The 17,130-nt window shown below is 69.9% G+C and carries 14 protein-coding genes, 1 other RNA gene and 2 pseudogenes; 13 read left to right on the forward strand and 4 right to left on the reverse strand.

The annotated features are described in order from the left end of the window. The first annotated feature begins 31 nt into the window (after positions 1–31). Positions 32–1,150 (forward strand): peptide chain release factor 2, encoded by a 1,119-nt coding sequence (gene prfB, locus BLQ50_RS08320; protein ID WP_093182824.1) that lies wholly within the window; start codon positions 32–34, stop codon positions 1,148–1,150. 41 nt (positions 1,151–1,191) lie between these two features. On the opposite strand, the gene BLQ50_RS08325 is transcribed toward prfB, so the two are convergent. Then, positions 1,192–1,938 carry an ABC transporter permease gene (locus BLQ50_RS08325; protein ID WP_093182826.1) on the reverse strand — a complete coding sequence of 249 codons (747 nt, stop codon included), beginning with the start codon at positions 1,936–1,938 and terminating at the stop codon, positions 1,192–1,194. Between the two features lie 233 nt (positions 1,939–2,171). On the opposite strand from BLQ50_RS08325, the gene ftsE reads away from it, so the two are divergent. From ftsE to BLQ50_RS08360, 8 genes and pseudogenes are all read left to right on the forward strand, one after another. Beyond that, complete coding sequence (ftsE, locus tag BLQ50_RS08330; RefSeq protein WP_093182828.1) at positions 2,172–2,861, forward strand: cell division ATP-binding protein FtsE; 690 nt, start codon at positions 2,172–2,174, stop codon at positions 2,859–2,861. A gap of 11 nt (positions 2,862–2,872) precedes the next feature. After that, on the forward strand, positions 2,873–3,787 hold the full coding sequence (ftsX, locus tag BLQ50_RS08335) for a permease-like cell division protein FtsX (RefSeq protein ID WP_093182829.1): 915 nt from the start codon (positions 2,873–2,875) through the stop codon (positions 3,785–3,787). Position 3,788: 1 nt separating this feature from the next. Next, positions 3,789–5,168, forward strand: coding sequence for a M23 family metallopeptidase (locus BLQ50_RS08340; RefSeq protein ID WP_093182831.1), 1,380 nt, complete (start codon positions 3,789–3,791; stop codon positions 5,166–5,168). An 82-nt stretch (positions 5,169–5,250) separates the two neighbouring features. After that, on the forward strand, positions 5,251–5,784 hold the full coding sequence (gene smpB / locus BLQ50_RS08345) for an SsrA-binding protein SmpB (protein ID WP_093182833.1): 534 nt from the start codon (positions 5,251–5,253) through the stop codon (positions 5,782–5,784). 110 nt (positions 5,785–5,894) lie between these two features. Next, positions 5,895–6,262: a transfer-messenger RNA gene (gene ssrA / locus BLQ50_RS08350) on the forward strand. A gap of 135 nt (positions 6,263–6,397) precedes the next feature. Beyond that, a pseudogene (gene fecE, locus BLQ50_RS19035) lies at positions 6,398–6,520 on the forward strand (Fe(3+) dicitrate ABC transporter ATP-binding protein FecE); the annotation flags it as partial. After that, positions 6,520–6,783: pseudogene (locus tag BLQ50_RS19040) on the forward strand (iron chelate uptake ABC transporter family permease subunit); the annotation flags it as partial. The pseudogenes fecE and BLQ50_RS19040, both read left to right, overlap by 1 nt. Continuing rightward, on the forward strand, positions 6,767–7,810 hold the full coding sequence (locus BLQ50_RS08360) for a lysylphosphatidylglycerol synthase transmembrane domain-containing protein (protein ID WP_093182835.1): 1,044 nt from the start codon (positions 6,767–6,769) through the stop codon (positions 7,808–7,810). The pseudogene BLQ50_RS19040 and the gene BLQ50_RS08360, both read left to right, overlap by 17 nt. Before the next feature lie 25 nt (positions 7,811–7,835). On the opposite strand, the gene BLQ50_RS08365 is transcribed toward BLQ50_RS08360, so the two are convergent. From BLQ50_RS08365 to BLQ50_RS08375, 3 genes are all read right to left on the reverse strand, one after another. Next, on the reverse strand, positions 7,836–8,450 hold the full coding sequence (locus BLQ50_RS08365; protein ID WP_093182836.1) for an NADPH-dependent F420 reductase: 615 nt from the start codon (positions 8,448–8,450) through the stop codon (positions 7,836–7,838). A gap of 119 nt (positions 8,451–8,569) precedes the next feature. Next, positions 8,570–10,039 (reverse strand): DUF4031 domain-containing protein, encoded by a 1,470-nt coding sequence (locus BLQ50_RS19280; protein ID WP_093182838.1) that lies wholly within the window; start codon positions 10,037–10,039, stop codon positions 8,570–8,572. A 4-nt stretch (positions 10,040–10,043) separates the two neighbouring features. Then, on the reverse strand, positions 10,044–10,463 hold the full coding sequence (locus BLQ50_RS08375; protein WP_245701022.1) for an RNA-binding S4 domain-containing protein: 420 nt from the start codon (positions 10,461–10,463) through the stop codon (positions 10,044–10,046). A 105-nt stretch (positions 10,464–10,568) separates the two neighbouring features. Here BLQ50_RS08375 and BLQ50_RS08380 point away from each other — a divergent pair, with 105 nt between their 5' ends. The 4 genes from BLQ50_RS08380 to BLQ50_RS08395 all read left to right on the forward strand — a co-directional run bounded on the left by BLQ50_RS08380 (position 10,569) and on the right by BLQ50_RS08395 (position 17,037). Next, a complete protein-coding gene (locus tag BLQ50_RS08380) occupies positions 10,569–12,563 on the forward strand; it encodes an ATP-binding protein (RefSeq protein WP_093182840.1) in 1,995 nt (664 codons plus the stop codon). A gap of 177 nt (positions 12,564–12,740) precedes the next feature. After that, on the forward strand, positions 12,741–16,031 hold the full coding sequence (locus BLQ50_RS08385; RefSeq protein WP_093182842.1) for an eCIS core domain-containing protein: 3,291 nt from the start codon (positions 12,741–12,743) through the stop codon (positions 16,029–16,031). Then, a complete protein-coding gene (locus BLQ50_RS08390) occupies positions 16,028–16,552 on the forward strand; it encodes a type III secretion system chaperone family protein (protein WP_093182843.1) in 525 nt (174 codons plus the stop codon). Before BLQ50_RS08385 ends, BLQ50_RS08390 begins: the two co-directional genes overlap by 4 nt. After that, entirely contained in the window at positions 16,549–17,037 is a 489-nt protein-coding gene (locus BLQ50_RS08395; RefSeq protein ID WP_093182845.1) for a septum formation family protein, read from the forward strand. The genes BLQ50_RS08390 and BLQ50_RS08395 overlap by 4 nt, the downstream gene beginning before the upstream one ends. Positions 17,038–17,130: the final 93 nt, after the last annotated feature.

The following is a 17,130-nucleotide window of genomic DNA, read 5'->3' on the forward strand; positions in this document are numbered from 1 at the left end:
CCCCCAGCGCCGTCGCGTAACCTTGACAACCGTGGCTACTACCGACTTTGCATCTGCGATCAGCGCCCTGCGCGGCACCCTCGCGACCATCAGCGCCGTGACCGACCCCGAGGCGCTGAAGATCCGCATCTCCGAGCTCTCGGAGCAGGCGTCCGCCCCCGACCTGTGGGACGACACCGACGCGGCGCAGAAGGTGACGACCGCCCTGTCCCAGGCGCAGTCCGAGCTCGACCGGATCACGAACATGGAAGCCCGCATCGACGACCTCGAGGTCCTCGTGGAGATGGCGACCGAGGGCGACGGGGCCGACGACGCCGACACGATCGCCGAGGCCGAGAAGGACCTCGCCGGGATCCGCAAAGACCTCGGCAACCTCGAGGTCCGCACGCTGCTGTCGGGGGAGTGGGATGCCCGCGAGGCCGTCGTCAGCATCCGCGCCGGCGCGGGCGGCGTCGACGCAGCCGACTTCGCCGAGATGCTCATGCGCATGTACCTGCGCTGGGCCGAGCGCCACGGCTACCCCACGACCATCCTGGACACGTCCTACGCCGAAGAGGCGGGCCTGAAGTCCGCGACCTTCGAGGTCAAGGCGCCCTACGCCTTCGGCAACCTGTCCGTGGAGGCCGGCACGCACCGCCTCGTGCGGATCTCGCCCTTCGACAACCAGGGCCGACGTCAGACGTCCTTCGCGGCCGTCGAGGTCATCCCGCTGATCGAGACGACCGACCACGTGGACATCCCCGACAACGAGATCCGCGTCGACGTCTTCCGCTCCTCCGGCCCCGGTGGCCAGTCCGTCAACACGACCGACTCCGCCGTGCGCCTGACCCACATCCCCACCGGGATCGTGGTGTCGATGCAGAACGAGAAGTCCCAGATCCAGAACCGCGCCGCTGCCATGCGCGTGCTCCAGTCCCGGCTGCTCCTGGAGCGCCAGGCGCAGGAGAAGGCGATCAAGAAGGAGATGGCCGGGGACGTCAAGGCGAGCTGGGGCGACCAGATGCGCTCCTACGTGCTCCAGCCGTACCAGATGGTCAAGGACCTGCGCACCGAGCACGAGGTCGGTAACACGAGCGCGGTGTTCGACGGCGAGATCGACGACTTCATCGAGGCCGGCATCCGCTGGCGCCGGTCCAAGCCGACCGAGTAGCACCTGATCGGCCAGCAGGCCCGCCGGACACCAATGGTGCGTCACGCTCCGCTGGTCACCGGTTGCCGCCGACCGACCAGCGGCGCCAGGAGCTGGACCGTGATCACCGTGGCCACCGCCTGCGCCGCGAACAGCGCGACGAGAACCAACAGCTGGAGCTGGGCCGCCTGCCACGGTGACGCACCGCCCAGCAGCATGCCGACGAAGGCACCGGGCAAGGTCACCAGGCCCGCGCTGCGGGTCTGGTCGATCGACGGCGTGAGTGCGCGGGCCACCGCCCGCCGGCCCAGGTCGGCCACGGCCTGACGCGGCGTCCCGCCCAGCGCCAACCAGCCTTCCACCTGCCCCCACTGGTCCGCCGCGTCGTCGTGCAGGCGGCCACCCGCCAGGCCGCAGGCGATCATGGAACCGCCGATCACCTGGGCGGTGAAGGGCAGCACGACCTGGCTGGTGGTGGCGAGCGCGCCGCTCGCCAGAGCGAGGGCCACCGCTAGGCCCGGGCCGACGACGAGGGCGGTGGCGACCGCGGGCGCCGTTCTCCGGCCGAGGCCGATCCGTCTCGTGGCCGTCAGGGTGGCGGCCACGAGCATGACGGCCAGGTACGGGGCCATGGCCACCGGGTGCGTGAAGATCCACGCGATGACCAGCGCCACGATCGAGAGCTGGACGGCGGCTCGGACTACGGCTGTGACGGCCTGGCGGGTGATCCGCACGCCGGCCCAGCCCAGGACAGTGAGAGACAACGCGAGCAGGAGGATGACGGCGAGCCCGAGGCGGAGGACACTCATGCCCCTATTGCACCTCCTCCAGGTCCCAGGCGACGCGCTGTGGCCGACCGGTGTGGCGTAGAACACACCGGCGCATGGTCACCAGACCTGTGGTCATGTCGATGAAGTGACCAGTGAAGCCGTAGGTGAGTTCGTAGCGGCGTGTCCGTGCCGTGATCCACAGCCGCCGTGATTACCCTCGAAGCGACCAGCGGCATCCGTCGCGTCCCCCGAAACGAAACTGGTCATCAGCTGTGATTCGTCTAGAAAACGTCAGCAAGGTCTATGCGCGCGGCGCACGTCCTGCGCTCGACGACGTCACGCTCGAGGTCGAGCGAGGCGAGTTCGTCTTCCTCGTGGGCGCCTCCGGCTCGGGGAAGTCCACGTTTCTGCGCCTGGTGCTCCGCGAGGAGCGCGCCACCTCGGGGAACGTCTATGTCGCCGGGCGGAACCTGCAGACCCTGTCGAACTGGAAGGTGCCCACGCTGCGCCGCCAGATCGGTGCCGTGTTCCAGGACTTCCGCCTGCTGCCCACCAAGACGGTCTTCGAGAACGTCGCTTTTGCGCTGCAGGTGATCGGCAAGCCGAGGCACCACATCATGACGACCGTCCCCGAGACCCTGGAGATGGTGGGGCTGGCCGGCAAGGAGAAGCGCCGCCCGCACGAGCTCTCCGGCGGTGAGCAGCAGCGCGTGGCGATCGCCCGCGCCTTCGTCAACCGCCCCTCGATCCTGCTGTGCGACGAGCCGACCGGAAACCTCGACCCGACCACGTCGCTCGGGATCATGCGGCTGCTGGACCGGATCAACCGCACCGGCACGACCGTGGTCATGGCCACCCACGACGACGAGATCGTCGACCAGATGCGCAAGCGCGTCATCGAACTGTCCACCGGCGAGCTGGTCCGTGACCAGTCTCGTGGCGTCTACGGCTCAGCCCGCTAAGGGGACTACACGTGCGTTTCCAGTTCATCCTGTCCGAGATCGGGATCGGTCTCCGGCGCAACCTGTCGATGACCGTCTCCGTCATCCTCGTCACCTTCGTGTCGCTGACCTTCGTCGGCGCGGCTGTGCTCACCCAGATCCAGATCACCAAGCTCAAGGGCGAGTGGTACGACAAGGTCGAGATCTCCGTCTTCCTGTGCCCGCAGGGGTCCACGAAGCCCACCTGCGCAGAGGGGGAGGCCACCGAGGATCAGATCGGCGCGATCGGGGCGCTGCTCGAGCAGCCCGACGTGGCGAGCGAGATCCAGGACGTGACATTCGAGACCAAGGAACAGGCCTGGGTCCTCTTCTCCAAGGACTACAGCGACCGGTGGTGGTTCAGTGCGCTGACCGAGGATGACATGAACGCGTCCTTCCGGATCAAGCTCACCGACCCCGAGCAGTACCAGGTGATCAACGACGTGCTCAGCGGGAGACCGGGGGTCGAGGAGGTCCGCGACCAGCGGCAGATCTTCGAGCCGTTGTTCCTCGTGCTCAACCGTGCCACGCTGCTCTCGGCCGGGCTCGCCGCGGTGATGCTGCTCGCGGCCGTCCTGCTCATCACCACGACCATCCGGCTCTCGGCACTGAGCCGCAAGCGGGAGACCGGCATCATGCGGCTGGTCGGCGCATCGAACTTCTTCATCCAGCTGCCGTTCATGCTTGAGGGCGCGATCGCCGCGACCGTCGGCGCGCTGCTGTCCATGGGCGGGCTGTGGCTGGGCGTGAAATTCCTCATCGAGGACTGGCTCGGCCAGTCCGTCCAGTGGATCCCCTACATCACCACGAGCGACGTCTGGGTGATCGCCCCGATCCTCGTGGGCGTCGCGTTCCTGCTGGCGGCGATCTCCTCGATCGTCACCCTGAGCCGCTACACGAAGGTGTGATATGCCTCGCCTGAGATCACGGCTGGCCGCTCTGCTCGCCTCGCTTCTCACGCTCGCCTTCTTCGGGGGGCTGAGCATCACGGCGGCGTCCGCAGACGACCTCGACGACCGGCTTGCAGAGGCCAAACGCCAGCAGGAGGCCGCGACCGCCGCGCTGGACCAGGTGAACTCCGACCTGTCCGAGACGGACTCCCAGCTCGCCCAGGCCTACGTCGACCTCCAGGCCATCGAGAACCAGCTGCCGGTCGCCGAGGCGACCCTGGCGCAGGCGACTGCGACGCTCGAGACGGCCCAGCGGGAGGCCGACTCCCTGGCCCTGCGCCTCACCGACGCGCAGGCCGAGGAGGCAGCGCTCACGACCGAGATCGAGACGAACGCGACGGCGGCCTCGGACGCTCGCAACGGCGTCGCGGAGATGGCCCGCCAGGCGGCCCGCGGCGACATGGGCATGTCCGGGCTCGAGCTGGTCATCGGGGCGCAGACCACGGACGACTTCATCAACCAATACAACATGTCGACCATCGCCATGCGGACCCAGACCGCGTCCTTGGACTCACTGCGCCAGACGGCGGCCGTGTCCACGAACAACGAGGTGCGCCTCGCCGCGGTCAAGGTCGCGATCTCAGACCTCAAGACCGAAGCCGATGCCAAGGTCGTCGAGGCCGACACGGCCAAGACCGTGGCGGCCGATGCCAAGGCGGAGGTCGAGCGGCTCATCGCCGACCAGGCCGTGAAGAAGCAGGCCATCGAGGACCGCAAGGCGTCCGAGCAGGCGCGCCAGGACGAGCTCGAGGGGCAGAGTGCGTCCCTGACCTCTGAGATCCAAGACATCATCGGCCTGCAGGACGTCGAGCGGGCGCGCATCGCCTCCGAGAAGGCGGCTGCCGAGAAGGCGGCGGCAGACAAGGCCGCCGCGACGAAGCCCGGCACCGGCGGCGGCGGGGCTACCGCACCGGCTCCTCCCTCCACGCCGGTAGCCGGCAAGGGGTTCTTCTCCTACCCGACCGCCGTCCCGCACATCACGTCGAGCTACGGAATGCGGTTGCACCCGGTGCTCAACTACTACCGGCTGCACGCCGGCACGGACTTCCGGGCCTACTGCGGCACCGCGATCTATGCAGCGGCGGCCGGCACGGTCCAGTGGGCCAAGTGGCGCGACGGCTTCGGCAACCAGGTCCTCATCAACCATGGGACGGTCAACGGGTCCAACCTCATGACCAGCTACAACCACCTGACGAGCTTCGCCGTCTCGGGCGGAGCGTCCGTGGCCAAGGGGGACCTCGTCGGGTACTCCGGAAACACGGGCCTCGGCACGGCCTGTCACCTGCACTTCGAGGTGTATGTCAACGGTTCGACGGTCGACCCGATGACGATGCTCTAGGGAAAATCGCTCGATCGGCCTGGAGGGGTGAACTACCCTTGATCTGCCCGTGGCAAACGTGCAGGACCCCTGAGGAGGTGTGATGGCCAAGGAAAAGATGTACACGGTGCCGGACGGCTCACCCCAGCGGTCCAAGAAAGCGCCGTCGGCAGCCGGACCCGTGCGCTCGCTCATCGCGAGCAACAAGAAGGCCCGCCACGACTATGCGATCGAGGACGTCCTCGAGGCCGGGCTGGTGCTCTCGGGCACCGAGGTCAAGGCTCTGCGGGCCGGACGCGCCTCGCTCGTCGACGGCTTCTGCTCGATCGACGGCGGCGAGGCCTGGCTCGAGGGTGCTCACATCTCCGAGTACGCCCACGGCACCTGGACGAACCACGCCCCCCGGCGCAAGCGCAAGCTGCTGCTGCACCGCGAGGAGATCGAACGACTCGAACAGAAGACCCGCGAGAAGGGGTTCACGATCATCCCCCTGCAGATGTACTTCCTCGACGGGCGCGCGAAGGTCGAGATCGCGGTGGCCCGCGGCAAGAAGGAGTACGACAAGCGGCACACCCTGCGCGAGCAGCAGGACAACCGCGAGGCTCACCGCGCGATCCGTTCGCGCGAGATCCGCTGACCGCTGCCTGCTCGCCGGGAAATAACCGTGCACGGAGCCGTGTTGATCCAGTAGAGTGGCACTACTCGCTAGGCGGCCTGGCCGCACGACGAGTGATTGATAACTGCACAGGGGGTGATCGGTTTCGACGGTGGTCGTGTTTCGAGGAGAAGCGTGCCGAGGATGCAGACTTATCTCGTAAACGATGTCTGCAAAACAATAGGTGCCGATTCCAAGCGCACCGACTTCGCACTCGCCGCTTGAGCGAGTTCTGAAGTCCGTTAGCCCAGGGTAGCTTCCGCTCTGGTTCCTAGCGTCATCTAGGGAGCCACTGCTTGTAACGTTTGTTGTTGGCGTTGCAGGGACTTTTAGACAACTGGGCCTGTCAGCTACTTGTCCGCGAGAGTGCTGAGGCCGAGAAAATCCATAGCGGACTGCGCACGGAGAAGTCCTCGATTTGCGCCATCGGACCGGGGTTCGATTCCCCGCACCTCCACCAGATCACCTGTGACAGTCACAAATAGCCGCCCTCTCACGAGGGCGGCTATTTGTCGTTCCGGGTGTGGTTTGCCGCTGCGGGTCCAGAAGCCCTCTTCGGCGGCAGCCATCGTGTCCGGTACGGCGCACGAGACGGCTCCTCTCCCAGAGCCGCCCGACGTCCGACGGCGTGACCGTGCGGGACATCGTCGGCTACGGCCGCCACCCCTACCGGGGGCGCTACCGGCGCACCGACGCGGACGGGCCGCGCGCCGTCGCCTCGGGCTCGTTGCCCCGCACGCCGCGCGGGCGCTCGTCGGCGCGCGCAACGGTCGAGTCATCCCGGTCGCGATGCTGCTCGGCACGCTCCTGGTGAGCGTCGCGGACACGGACGGACGGACGGCGATCGCCCCCGCGCAGATCCCCGCCGGGTTGATGACGGAGCGCGTCAGCTGGTGGTACCTGCCCGACGCCGCGCTGCCGCGACCCACGGGCGGCGCTCACAGGTCCGGCCTACCATCGCAGGATGGCCGACGACGCTGAGGTCCCCGCGAGCGAGCCAGGCGCCGAACCCGGTCCCGAACCTGGGTCGGCGCCGGAGGGCCCGCCTGTGCCGGCGGGGCGGGGCGGGGCCAAGCGCTGGTTGACGCGGCGTCGGATCATTCAGGCGGTTCTTGTGCTGGGGCTGGCGTACGTGGCCATCCCGTTGATCAGTGAGCTTCCGGACGTTGTTGGCGCCCTACGTGATGCCCGTCCGGAGTGGTTGATCGTCGCCGCGGCGGCGACCTTTGGCGGGTTCGTCTGCGCGGCGGTCGCATTGCGGGCGTGTGCGGGCCTTGCCATCTCCTACCGTGACGGCATAGAGATGCAGGTCGCGGCGACGTTCACGGGCACGGCGACCCCCGCCTCTGTCGGGTCGCTGGCGCTCGGGGTGCAGTTCCTCGTCGCGCACGGGCAGCCGGTGAGCATCGCGACGGCGGTCATCGGGCTCCAGAACATCGTTCAGTTCCTCGTGCACGTCGTGCTCTTGACGGTGCTCGCCCTCGTCGGCGGGAGCAGCGTCGACGTTCTCAAGGACGCGCCGAGCGGCTGGACCCTGCTGGTGATCCTGGGTGTCGCGTTGGCGGTCGTGGGTATCGCCCTTGGAGTCCGCAGGATCAGGGACGCGTTGGCAGAGGTGTGGCAGCACCGAGGACGTGAAGCGGCCGAGCACCTCACCACCCTCGTCCGCTCTCCTCGTCGGTTGACGGCGTCTGTCCTCGGCGCGGCGGGTGGCACGATCTCGTCTGCGGTGACGCTCTGGGCGGTGCTCATCGCCGTGGACGCAGGGAGCCACCCGGTCACTGCTGCGTTCGCGACGATGGTGGGGGCGACGCTCGCGTCAGCGGCCCCGACGCCGGGTGGCATCGGGGCCGTCGAGGCTGCTCTGGTCGCCAGCCTCACAGCGCTGGGGATCAACCCTGGGACCGCTCTTGCGGCAACCTTCGGCTACCGGATCATCGCGACCTGGATACCGACGTGCCTGGGTTGGTTCTTCTACAACCGGTTGCAACGCCGAGGCATGATCTGACCTGCCGCAGTCGTCGCTCAGCGGGTCACGGCACGAGGGCGAAGCCCGTGGTCCAGGACGTCTTCTCGGCGGCGGCGAGGGTGAGCTGGAGGAAACCGAGGGCCTCGAGCTCGTGGGCCCGCTTGAGCGATCCGGCGTCGACGGCGCGCAGGCCACCGGCCTCGACGAGGGAGACGAGTCCCCGCTTGGCGTCGGCGTCGTCACCGGCCACCAGGACGGTCGTGGGGAGTGTGCCCACGGTCTTGGTGGCGAGCGTCGCCGCGAGGGTCGTGTTGAAGGCCTTGAGCACGTGGGCGCCCGGGAGCTGGGCCGCGAGCTCAGCCGCGGCGGAGCTGCCCTCGGGCACGACGAGGGAGTCGAAGGTGGCGAAGTCGAGCGGGTTGGTCACGTCGACGACTGTCTTTCCCGCGAGCTGGCCGGCGTAGGTGGCGACGACGTCGGCGAGAGCTGCGTAGGGCAGGGCGAGCACGACGATGTCACCGGTGATCGGGTCGCCGAAGGTCCCGGCCGTGGCCGCCGGGTGGACGGCCGCCTTGGCAGCGTCTCGGGCGAGGACCTGGACCTGCGCCCCGGCGTCGACGGCGATGCCGGCGACTGCTGAGCCGATGTTGCCTGCACCGATGATCGTGACTGTGCTCATGGGGACTCCCTGGTCAGGTGCCGGGTTGTCCGCCCGGCAGTGTTTGATGCTTCAAGTAACTCGCACTCTACTCCGATTACCTGAGGGCATCACGTGTCTTCTCCGGGTTGATCGACTGCTCAGCCGGTCGGCGTACCTGTGGCACCGCGCATCGATGCGCCCTCGGCCCTGCGCAGAGCGGGGAGCACGTGCTCGGTGAGCATGGGCGCGAGCGTGAGGCCCGACGGCGCGTGCACATCGATCCAGGCGACCTCCTCGATCTCCGCAGCAGGCTGGGCGTGGTCGATCACGACCGAGGTGCGGAACACGGTCGCCTCCACGACCGCACCAGCCTCGTTCGCTGCAGGCGCCCGCCAGGTGCCGAGCGGGCTCAGGGAGTGCCCCGGGAGGATCAGCCCGAGCTCCTCGTGCACCTCGCGACAGGCCGCCGCCCGAGGCGGCTCGCCCGGGTCGGGCTTGCCGCCGGGCAGCATGAAGGTGCTGGTCCCGCGCTTGCGCACGGTCAGCAGGAGTCCGGCGGTGCTGCGCAGGCACACGGTCGCGACGGTGACATCCGCCGGTCGGCGGACGGCAGGTGCGCTGCTGCCGGCGATCTCGCTGCGGCCCGCCTGTTCCACCAGCACATCCTGTTCCACCAGCCCTACGAGCTCCGCCCGGAGGTTCTCCCGCGCCGCCTCCTCCCACCGGGCCGCGCCGATCGCGGTCCGGAACAGCGGCACGGTCGCGAGCAGCTGCTCGATGACGGCGGCGCGCCCGGTCGCGAACGCGGCGTCGGGCACGTGGGCGTACTCGGTCCGGACCTGGGAGACGTAGCGGGCGTAGCGGTCCGGGGCGCTCGCCAGGATCGCGAGGTCGGCGTCGCACACCAGGGCGCCCGCGGCGTCGCCTGCGGCGGGGGAGTGGTCGGCCGTGATCAGGACGAGCCGGACGACCTCGGCGACCTCCGCCGCGGTGAGCGGCCCGTCCGTCGTATCCCCGCCCGTCACAGCCCCGCCGGTCACAGCCGCGCCGGGCTCGGGAACCTGCCCGATCAGTGCGCCGAGCAGGTCCTGGGCGAGCGCGGCCGAGGCCGCCTCGTCCGCGCCGGCCGCGCCGTCGTGCACCCCGTCGTGGAACCACAGCGCGAGGTGCACGGCGCGGGGGGCGGGGTGATCAGCCTCGAGGACGGCGAGGGAGTCGAGCACGTGGGTGAGGTGGCCGGGGCCGTGGTAGGCGCGGTGCGACTCGTGCCAGCGGGTCAACAGCTCCGCCCCGACCGCCTCCGCGCCGGGCACGCCCGGCAGCAGCGCGGACCACCGGGCCAGCGCCGCGGCGCGCTTGGCGGCCATCCGGTCGCGTCCGCGCACCCGCAGACCCGACGCCGTCAGGCGGCTGAGCAGGTCGCGCCCCGACGTCGCAACCGCCCCGGCCGCGACGAGCTCCGCGACCCGGGAGGCCGGGACGTCATAGTGGTCGAGGTCGAAGGCCCGCCGCTGGAGACCGGTCGCGGCGGCGAAGGCGTGCAGCTCGGCGAGCGAGGAGCCGGAGACCAGGTGGCACCACATGGTCCCGTGGGCGGGCCAGAGCGGGGAGTCGATGAAGAGGGTCACCGGCTCAGTGCTGTTCGCGGCCGCGGAACGCGTCGATCTCGCGGCGTTCGCGCTTGGTCGGTCGGCCGGCCCCGCGGTCTCGCGCCCCGGCAACCGGGGTGTCGAGCCGGGTGGGCGGGGGCGGGGAGCGGTCGATGATGCACTCGGGGACGAGGGCCGTGCCGACCCGCTTCGTGATGACCTTCTTCACCACGACGATCCGCTCGAGACCTTCCCCGCGCACGTGCACCTCGTCGCCGACCTTGACCGGGGTCGCGGGCTTGGCGCGCTCGCCGTTGACCTTGACGTGCCCGGCGCGGCAGGCCGCGGCGGCCTGGGAGCGGGTGCGGAACAGGCGCACCGCCCAGGCCCAGCTGTCCACCCGGGCGCGCGCCCCGGCGTCGGGCAGGGCTGGCGTGACGGGCCGGTCTCCTGCGGTGGGCACGGTGTGCTCCTGACTGTGCGTGGTGTCTGGATCATACAATCGCTGCGGGCGCGCCAGCGCGTTCGCCCTGCCAGCACTTGTAGCCTGTGCCCTGCACCGTCCGTGGTGCGACCACCGAAGGAGCAGATCATCGTCGACGCCGGTCAGGCTTCAGAATCCCCCTTCGGCGAGCTGCTGCTCGCCCTGGCCGCCGCCGTCGCGCGACGCGGCGCATCTGGGCAGACGAGTGGCGCCCAGGTGGCCCTCGAGGTGCTCGACGCCGAGCACGCGACGGGTGCGCTCGCGGTCCTGACCGACCCGATCGACGAGCTGGTGGGCCGCTTCGGACTCACCCCGACCGACCGCCGGCTGCTCGTGGTCGCACTGCTGCCCGAGCTGCACCCCGCCGGGCACCTGCTGCTCGGTCTGCTCTCGGGCGACGAGGGGGCGGCGCGCCCGAGCGTGGCGGTGGCCCTCGAGCTGGCCGGCCTCTCGACCGTGTCCGCCCAGGGCCGCCAGCGGCTGGCCGCGACCGCGCGACTGCGCCGGCACGGCCTGCTCTCGGTGCTCGGTGACGACGTGTTCCTCGCCCGGCGGCTCCAGCTCTGCGAGCGGGTCGTCGCCGCGCTGATCGGCGACGACTCCCCGCCGGCTCGGTTGCTGCCGCTGTTCGGCGAGGTCATGCCGGTCCCGGTCGAGGGCACGACGACGGTCGCGGGCGCCCTCGAGCGCGGCGCCGGCCTCGTGTGGGTCACCGCCGGGCCGGGCACGGCCGGCACCGCGCTGGCCGCGGCGGCCTGCCAGGAGCTGGGGGTCGTATGCCTGCTGGCGGACCTGCGCCGGGCACCGCAGCTCGGCGTCGGGCCTGGTGAGGGCGGACCCGGGAGCGCCGGGCTGAGCCAGGCCGTGGTCCGGGGCCTGGTCGCTGAGCTGGTCCTCGAGGCGGCCCTGGACGGCTGCGTGCTCATCCTGGCCGGGGCCGAGCTCGCGGCCGGTGCGATGGACCTCATCACCGGCGCGGTCATGCCGGTGATCGCGGTGGCCACGACGGCCTGGGACACGGCCTGGGCCACGACGATCCCGGTCGCGGTGACGGCGCCGCGGCTGACCCCGACCGAACGCGGGGAGCTGTGGTGGGTCGCCCTCGGTGGGCAGGTGCCCCAGGACGCGGTGACCGGGCTGCGCCTGACGCCCGAGCAGATCACCGCCGTCGGGCGGCTCTCGCTGCGCATGGCGGAACAGGCCGGGACCGAGGTGACGGCCGCGATCGTGCAGGATGCCGCGCGCCGGCTGGGACGCGGCGGGACGAAGAGCGCGGCCAGCACGGGCAGCACGGCGGTGCTCGACGACCTCGTGCTGCCCGAGCGCACCCGGGACGAGGTGAGCCGGCTGATCGCGTGGGCGAAGCACCGTGACGACGTGTTCGCGCTGGGTGACCTGCAGGGCAAGGGCGGCAAGGGGACCGGGATCGCCGCGCTGTTCTCAGGGAGCCCCGGTACGGGGAAGACCCTCGCGGCGCACGTGGTCGCGGACGCGCTCGGCATGGACCTGTTCCAGGTGGATCTGTCCTCGGTCGTGGACAAGTACATCGGCGAGACGGAGAAGAACCTCGAGAAGGTCTTCGCCGAGGCGGAGTCCCTCAACTGCGTGCTGTTCTTCGACGAGGCGGACTCGCTGTTCGGGTCGCGGTCGGCTGTGAGCGACTCCAAGGACCGGTACGCCAACCAGGAGGTCGCCTACCTGCTGCAGCGGATGGAGTCCTTCGACGGGATCACCGTGCTCGCGACGAACCTGCGCGGCAACCTCGACCAGGCCTTCGCACGGCGGCTGCACTTCATGATCCACTTCCCCGATCCCGACGCCGCGACACGGGCGAGCCTGTGGGAGCACCACCTCGCCCAGCTGCCGGCGCTCGACCCGGAGGACCCGGTGGACGTGGCTGTCCTCGCGGAGAACCTCGAGGTCGCCGGCGGGGACATCCGCAACATCGTGCTGTCGGCCGCGTACGAGGCGGTCGCCCAGGAGCGGCTGGTGGGGATGCGGGACCTGCACTTCGCCGTCGTGCGGGAGTTCACGAAGCTCGGGCGACGGGTCCCGGCGAAGACGTTCGAGCAGGGGTAGCGCGTGGCTCAGTTCACCCGTAGCCCGGCGGACTTGGGTATCAATTGCGGTAGTGCCCGGGCGGTCGGCTGGTCAAGGATGGCGTGAGCAGCGCCAACTCGGCCATCGCCCGTCCCGCTCGGGGGCGCAGTGGCCGCGTGTCGCAGAGCTCGATCGTCCCGATGAGCGGAGAAGACCATGTCGCTGACGCACGCACCACACCCCACGAGCGCGGCCGCCGACCAACCGGAACCGGCCGTGGCCCCGGCTGCCCCCGCGCACCTGGCCCCGGTGGCGGGCCTCGTGGTCGGCAGCGCCGACGACCGCGCCGAGAGCGACGCCGACGCGCTCGCCGACAGGGCGCTGCGTCGTCTGCACGCCGGCGCCGCTACGGCGCCGCCGGGAAGCGGACCAGGCACGCCGTCCGACGACGTCCACGCGCACGGCCCCAGCTGTGGCCACCTGCGGCGCAGCGCGGCCCCGACGCCGGGAGCCGTCGTCGGCGCAGCCGGTGGCGCCCTCGACGCGGCCACGAGCGGGCAGATCTCCGCCCGCACCGGCGGCGGACGCGGCCTGCCCGACGGCCTCCGGCAGTCGATGGAAGGTGCCTTCGGCACCGGCCTGGGCCACGTGCGCATCCACGACGACTCCACCTCTGCCTCGCTCAACAAGGCCGTCTCCGCTCGGGCGTTCACCTCGGGGTCGGACATCTTCTTCGGGGCGGGGGAGTATGCCCCGCACGACGCCGTCGGGCAGAAGGTGCTTGCGCACGAGCTTGCGCACGTCGTGACCGAGGGTGGTGCGGCCCCGCTGCGGCGATGGCCCTGGTCGAGCGACGAGGACAAGAAGAAGGCAGCCGAGGAGAAGGCGGAGTCCGACAGGGTCGCGAAGGAGAAGGCGGCGGAGAAAGAGAAGAAGCGCATCGACGACGCGGCGGCCAAGGAGGTCAAGGAGAAGGCCAAGGCGGATGCGAAGGCGGCCGAGGCCAAGGCCAAGGCGGACGCGAAGGCAGCCCAGGCCCAGGCGCAGGCCGACGCGAAGGCGAAGACGACCAAGGACTCCGCGACCGTGTCCGGGCACAAGAAGCTCGAGACGTCCACAAAAGAGGGCTATAAGACTGCGCGGGCGGAAGGCGTCGCCGCGCGCCAGGGCATGAGCGAGACCATGCTTGGCGGCAGCGAGAGCAAGGTGGCCCTGGCCAAGGCCCTGCTCGAGGAGCAGATGGCCGAGGCGATCGAGAGCGAGCAGGAGCTCGCGGCGGAGCTCGCTGCCGCGAACCCCGCCTGGACCGAGGACCAGGTCCTCGACGAGGCGTACAAGCAGACCTGGCTGGTCGGCTTCCGTGCCAAGAACCTCTTGTCCGTGCGTCCGCCACGAGAGACCGTCGCCGAGCGGCTGGTGTGGCAGATCCGCCAGTCGCGGACCGAGGCCGCCGTCGCGAGCGCGAGCAACGAGGCCGAGGCGGGAACCAGGAAGCTCGGGATCATGTTCTCCAAGGAGGTCGAGCTCACCTACGAGAAGTACGTCGTCGCGTTGCAGGCAGCCATGGCGGCGAGGCCCCCGCTCCTGCCCGCGGTTGCCGGGGCACAAGCACAGGCCGCGGCCGACGAAAGGTCGAAGGCCGACGCCGAGGCGAAGGCAGAAACCGAGGTGTGGGGAGCCGTGCCGGACAAGGTCAGGGAGAAGCGGCCGCTCAAAAACAGCGCCCTGGACATCCGCGCGATCATGGACGCCCGCGTCCGCCTGGCGGGGACACCGCGAGAGAAGGACCCCACCGGGCTCGCCAAGGCAGACGCGCTCTCGGAGAAGGCCGGCGGATACGTCGAGCAGGGTGCTGGGGTCGTCGGCAAGATCCAGTCGCGGATCGCATCGAAGGGTCAGGAGGAGGACACCAAGCTCGACGCGGCGAACACCGGTGATCCTCTGTACACCCAGGACCCGCTCGGCGCCGGCGCACTCGTCGACGGCGCGCAGAAGGCCGCTGAGAACCTCAAGTCGGGCAACCGTTCGGGCGAGGGCCCGGACTTCCCGCAGTCGGTCCAGACCAAGGCAGCGGAGGGGATCGGAACCGTCACGGACGTGTTCACGTCCCTGGCCGACAGCGTCGACGGCATCCTCAAGTTCGCCAAGGCGGCCAAGGCGTCGTGGGGGTCGAACGACCCCCGCAAGGAACTGGGCGCAGCCAAGGCCGCCTTCGACGGTCTGGACAAGCTCAACACCACAGCTAAATCGACGGCGAAGTTCGCCGTGCTCATCGACTCCTCGATCGAGGACAGCGTCAAGCAGGTCATCCCAGGGCTCAACATCGTCACCGCGGTGCTCGCCGTCGCGAGCAACGCCATGGACCTGGCCGACAAGTCCATGCGGATGAACGAGACGAATACGGCCATGCTCGAGGCTCGGCTGTCGGATCCAGACCTGGCGAGGGTGAACGTCCTGATCTACCCGCTGCTGCGGGTCGCGTCGAAGTTCACGAAGAACCTCGAGCAGGCCTCCTGGAACACAGCGATCTCGATCTCACAGGTCGTCACGTCGATCGCGACGGTCGCCTCCGCCGGCGGGTTCGGCATCCCCGCCGCCGTCCAGATGGGGGTCGGCGTCTTGGACAAACTGCACACGCTCGGCCACTTCATCGCCACGGAATACATGACCTCCCTGTCGCTCAAGGCGAGCGACGCATCCGCCGGGGCGCTCGAGGGCTCAGCCGAGCAGGTCCTCACCCACAACCCGGGGATGGCCGTCGACGGCATCATCCTGCGAGCGGCAGGCAGCGACCCCGTGGCGATCAAGTTCCTCGCCAAGTACGAGGTCGACGGAGCGCCGGTCGACGAGGCCATGCTCAAGAAGGTCAATCGCGCGTCCGCCCCGAAGGCGCCCAAGGCCCCGCTCGCCAAGGGACCGACCGCGGCAGGCCCGCAGCCCGCCACTCCCGCACAGCCCGCGGTGCTCGAGCACGACATGCTCTTCAAGATCCGTCAGGCCGTGCTCGAGGTGCTGGGCGACGACGCCGACCCCGAGTACACCTACACGAAGGTGGTCAAGGAACTCGAGTCCAACCGGGACAGGGTCGTGGACAGGTGGAACGCCACGGGCGCCATGGCGGACCAGCGCAACCGCATGGACGCCGACGGCGGCGACAAGGACGCCGGAGATCGTGGCCTGATCTTCAGGCTCAAGATGTTCGTCAAGGGCGAAGAGAAGTTCGGCAGGTCCCAGCGCAAGACCGACGTGAACTGGGACGCCGCGAAGAAGAAGAACACCGTCCGCGAAGACGGCGTGGCTCTCATCTGCGGGCCGTACCAGCTGCCCGTCCGGTGCACCGAAGCGGACATGAAGACGTTCCTCGACGGAGTCGATTCGCTCAGCGACAAGGAGATCGTCGAGGCTGCCACCAACAAGGAGAACTCCGAGGAAGGCCGAGCGATCCTGGTCAAGATCGTCCAGGATCGGTTGACGAAGAAGAAGCCGCACGCCGGAGCGACCGCATGAGCGCCGACGAGACCGGGCCGAGCGCCGACCGCGCGGGCGATCCAGGCCTCCTGACGACTGTCGTGTCCGCGCTCTATGAGTCCGGCTGGGCCCTCGACGTCGACTGGGACCTCGAGACCTTCGACGTGCTTCCGCGCGACGGCGAGGGTGAGCCGCTGCTCGGCGTCGTCATGTCCCACAGCCGGGCGGTCGCGTTCTACCGGGTGCACCCCGAGCACCTCCCGGTCGGAGCCCGTGCCGCGGTTGCGGCCTTCGTCACCCGCCAGAACACCCTGCTGGTCACGTCGGCCTTCGAGCTGAACCTGGACACGGGTAACCTGTCGCTGCGATCCGGATTCGCCTTCCCCGACATGGAGCTTGATCTCCCGGTCGTGCAGGCAATCTTGGACAGGCTCGTCTGCGAGGTCGAGGCCGTCCATGAGCGCACTCAGCCGGAGCTCGAGTCAGTGATCGCACGCGCCATCCGCGTCGGCGCGACGCCGACCGCAGACGATCCGCCCACGCCAGAGGACCACGCATGACTTTGTTCCACCCAGCTTCGCGGCCGGCACGCGGAGCGATCCTGCTCGCCGCCGCCACCCTGCTGCTCACCGCCGGCTGCTCGGGCTCCGACGACGACGCGACCAAGGTCTCGATCTTCGACCTCGAGGTCGGCGACTGCGTCCGTGCCGCGGACGAGGTCTCCGCCGAGGTCGAGACGGTCGAGCGGGTCGGCTGCGAGACCGGCCACGAGCTTGAGCTCTACTCCGAGGTGGCCTTCACGACGGGCACGGGGGAGGCCGGTGCCTTCCCGGGCGACGCCGCGCTCGTGACCTTCGCCGACGGCATGTGCGCAGAGGGCTTCGAGGACTACGTCGGCGTCGACTACCGCGACTCCGCGCTGTACTTCACCTACCTGCTGCCCTCCGCGCGCGGCTGGGACCAGGGCCCAGACACGAGCGTGCTGTGCTTCGTGACAACCACCGGCGAGCAGCTCACCGCCTCTGTGCGGGGAACCGCGACGTAGCGCCCGCCCGATCGTCCTGCCCGACGCCGCGCGGCCAGCCCCGCGGGCCCGGCGCCCCGCCCGCACTCTCCCGCACCCGACAGCCCCACACCC

Source organism: Sanguibacter gelidistatuariae, from assembly GCF_900096585.1.
Lineage (GTDB): Bacteria > Actinomycetota > Actinomycetes > Actinomycetales > Cellulomonadaceae > Sanguibacter > Sanguibacter gelidistatuariae.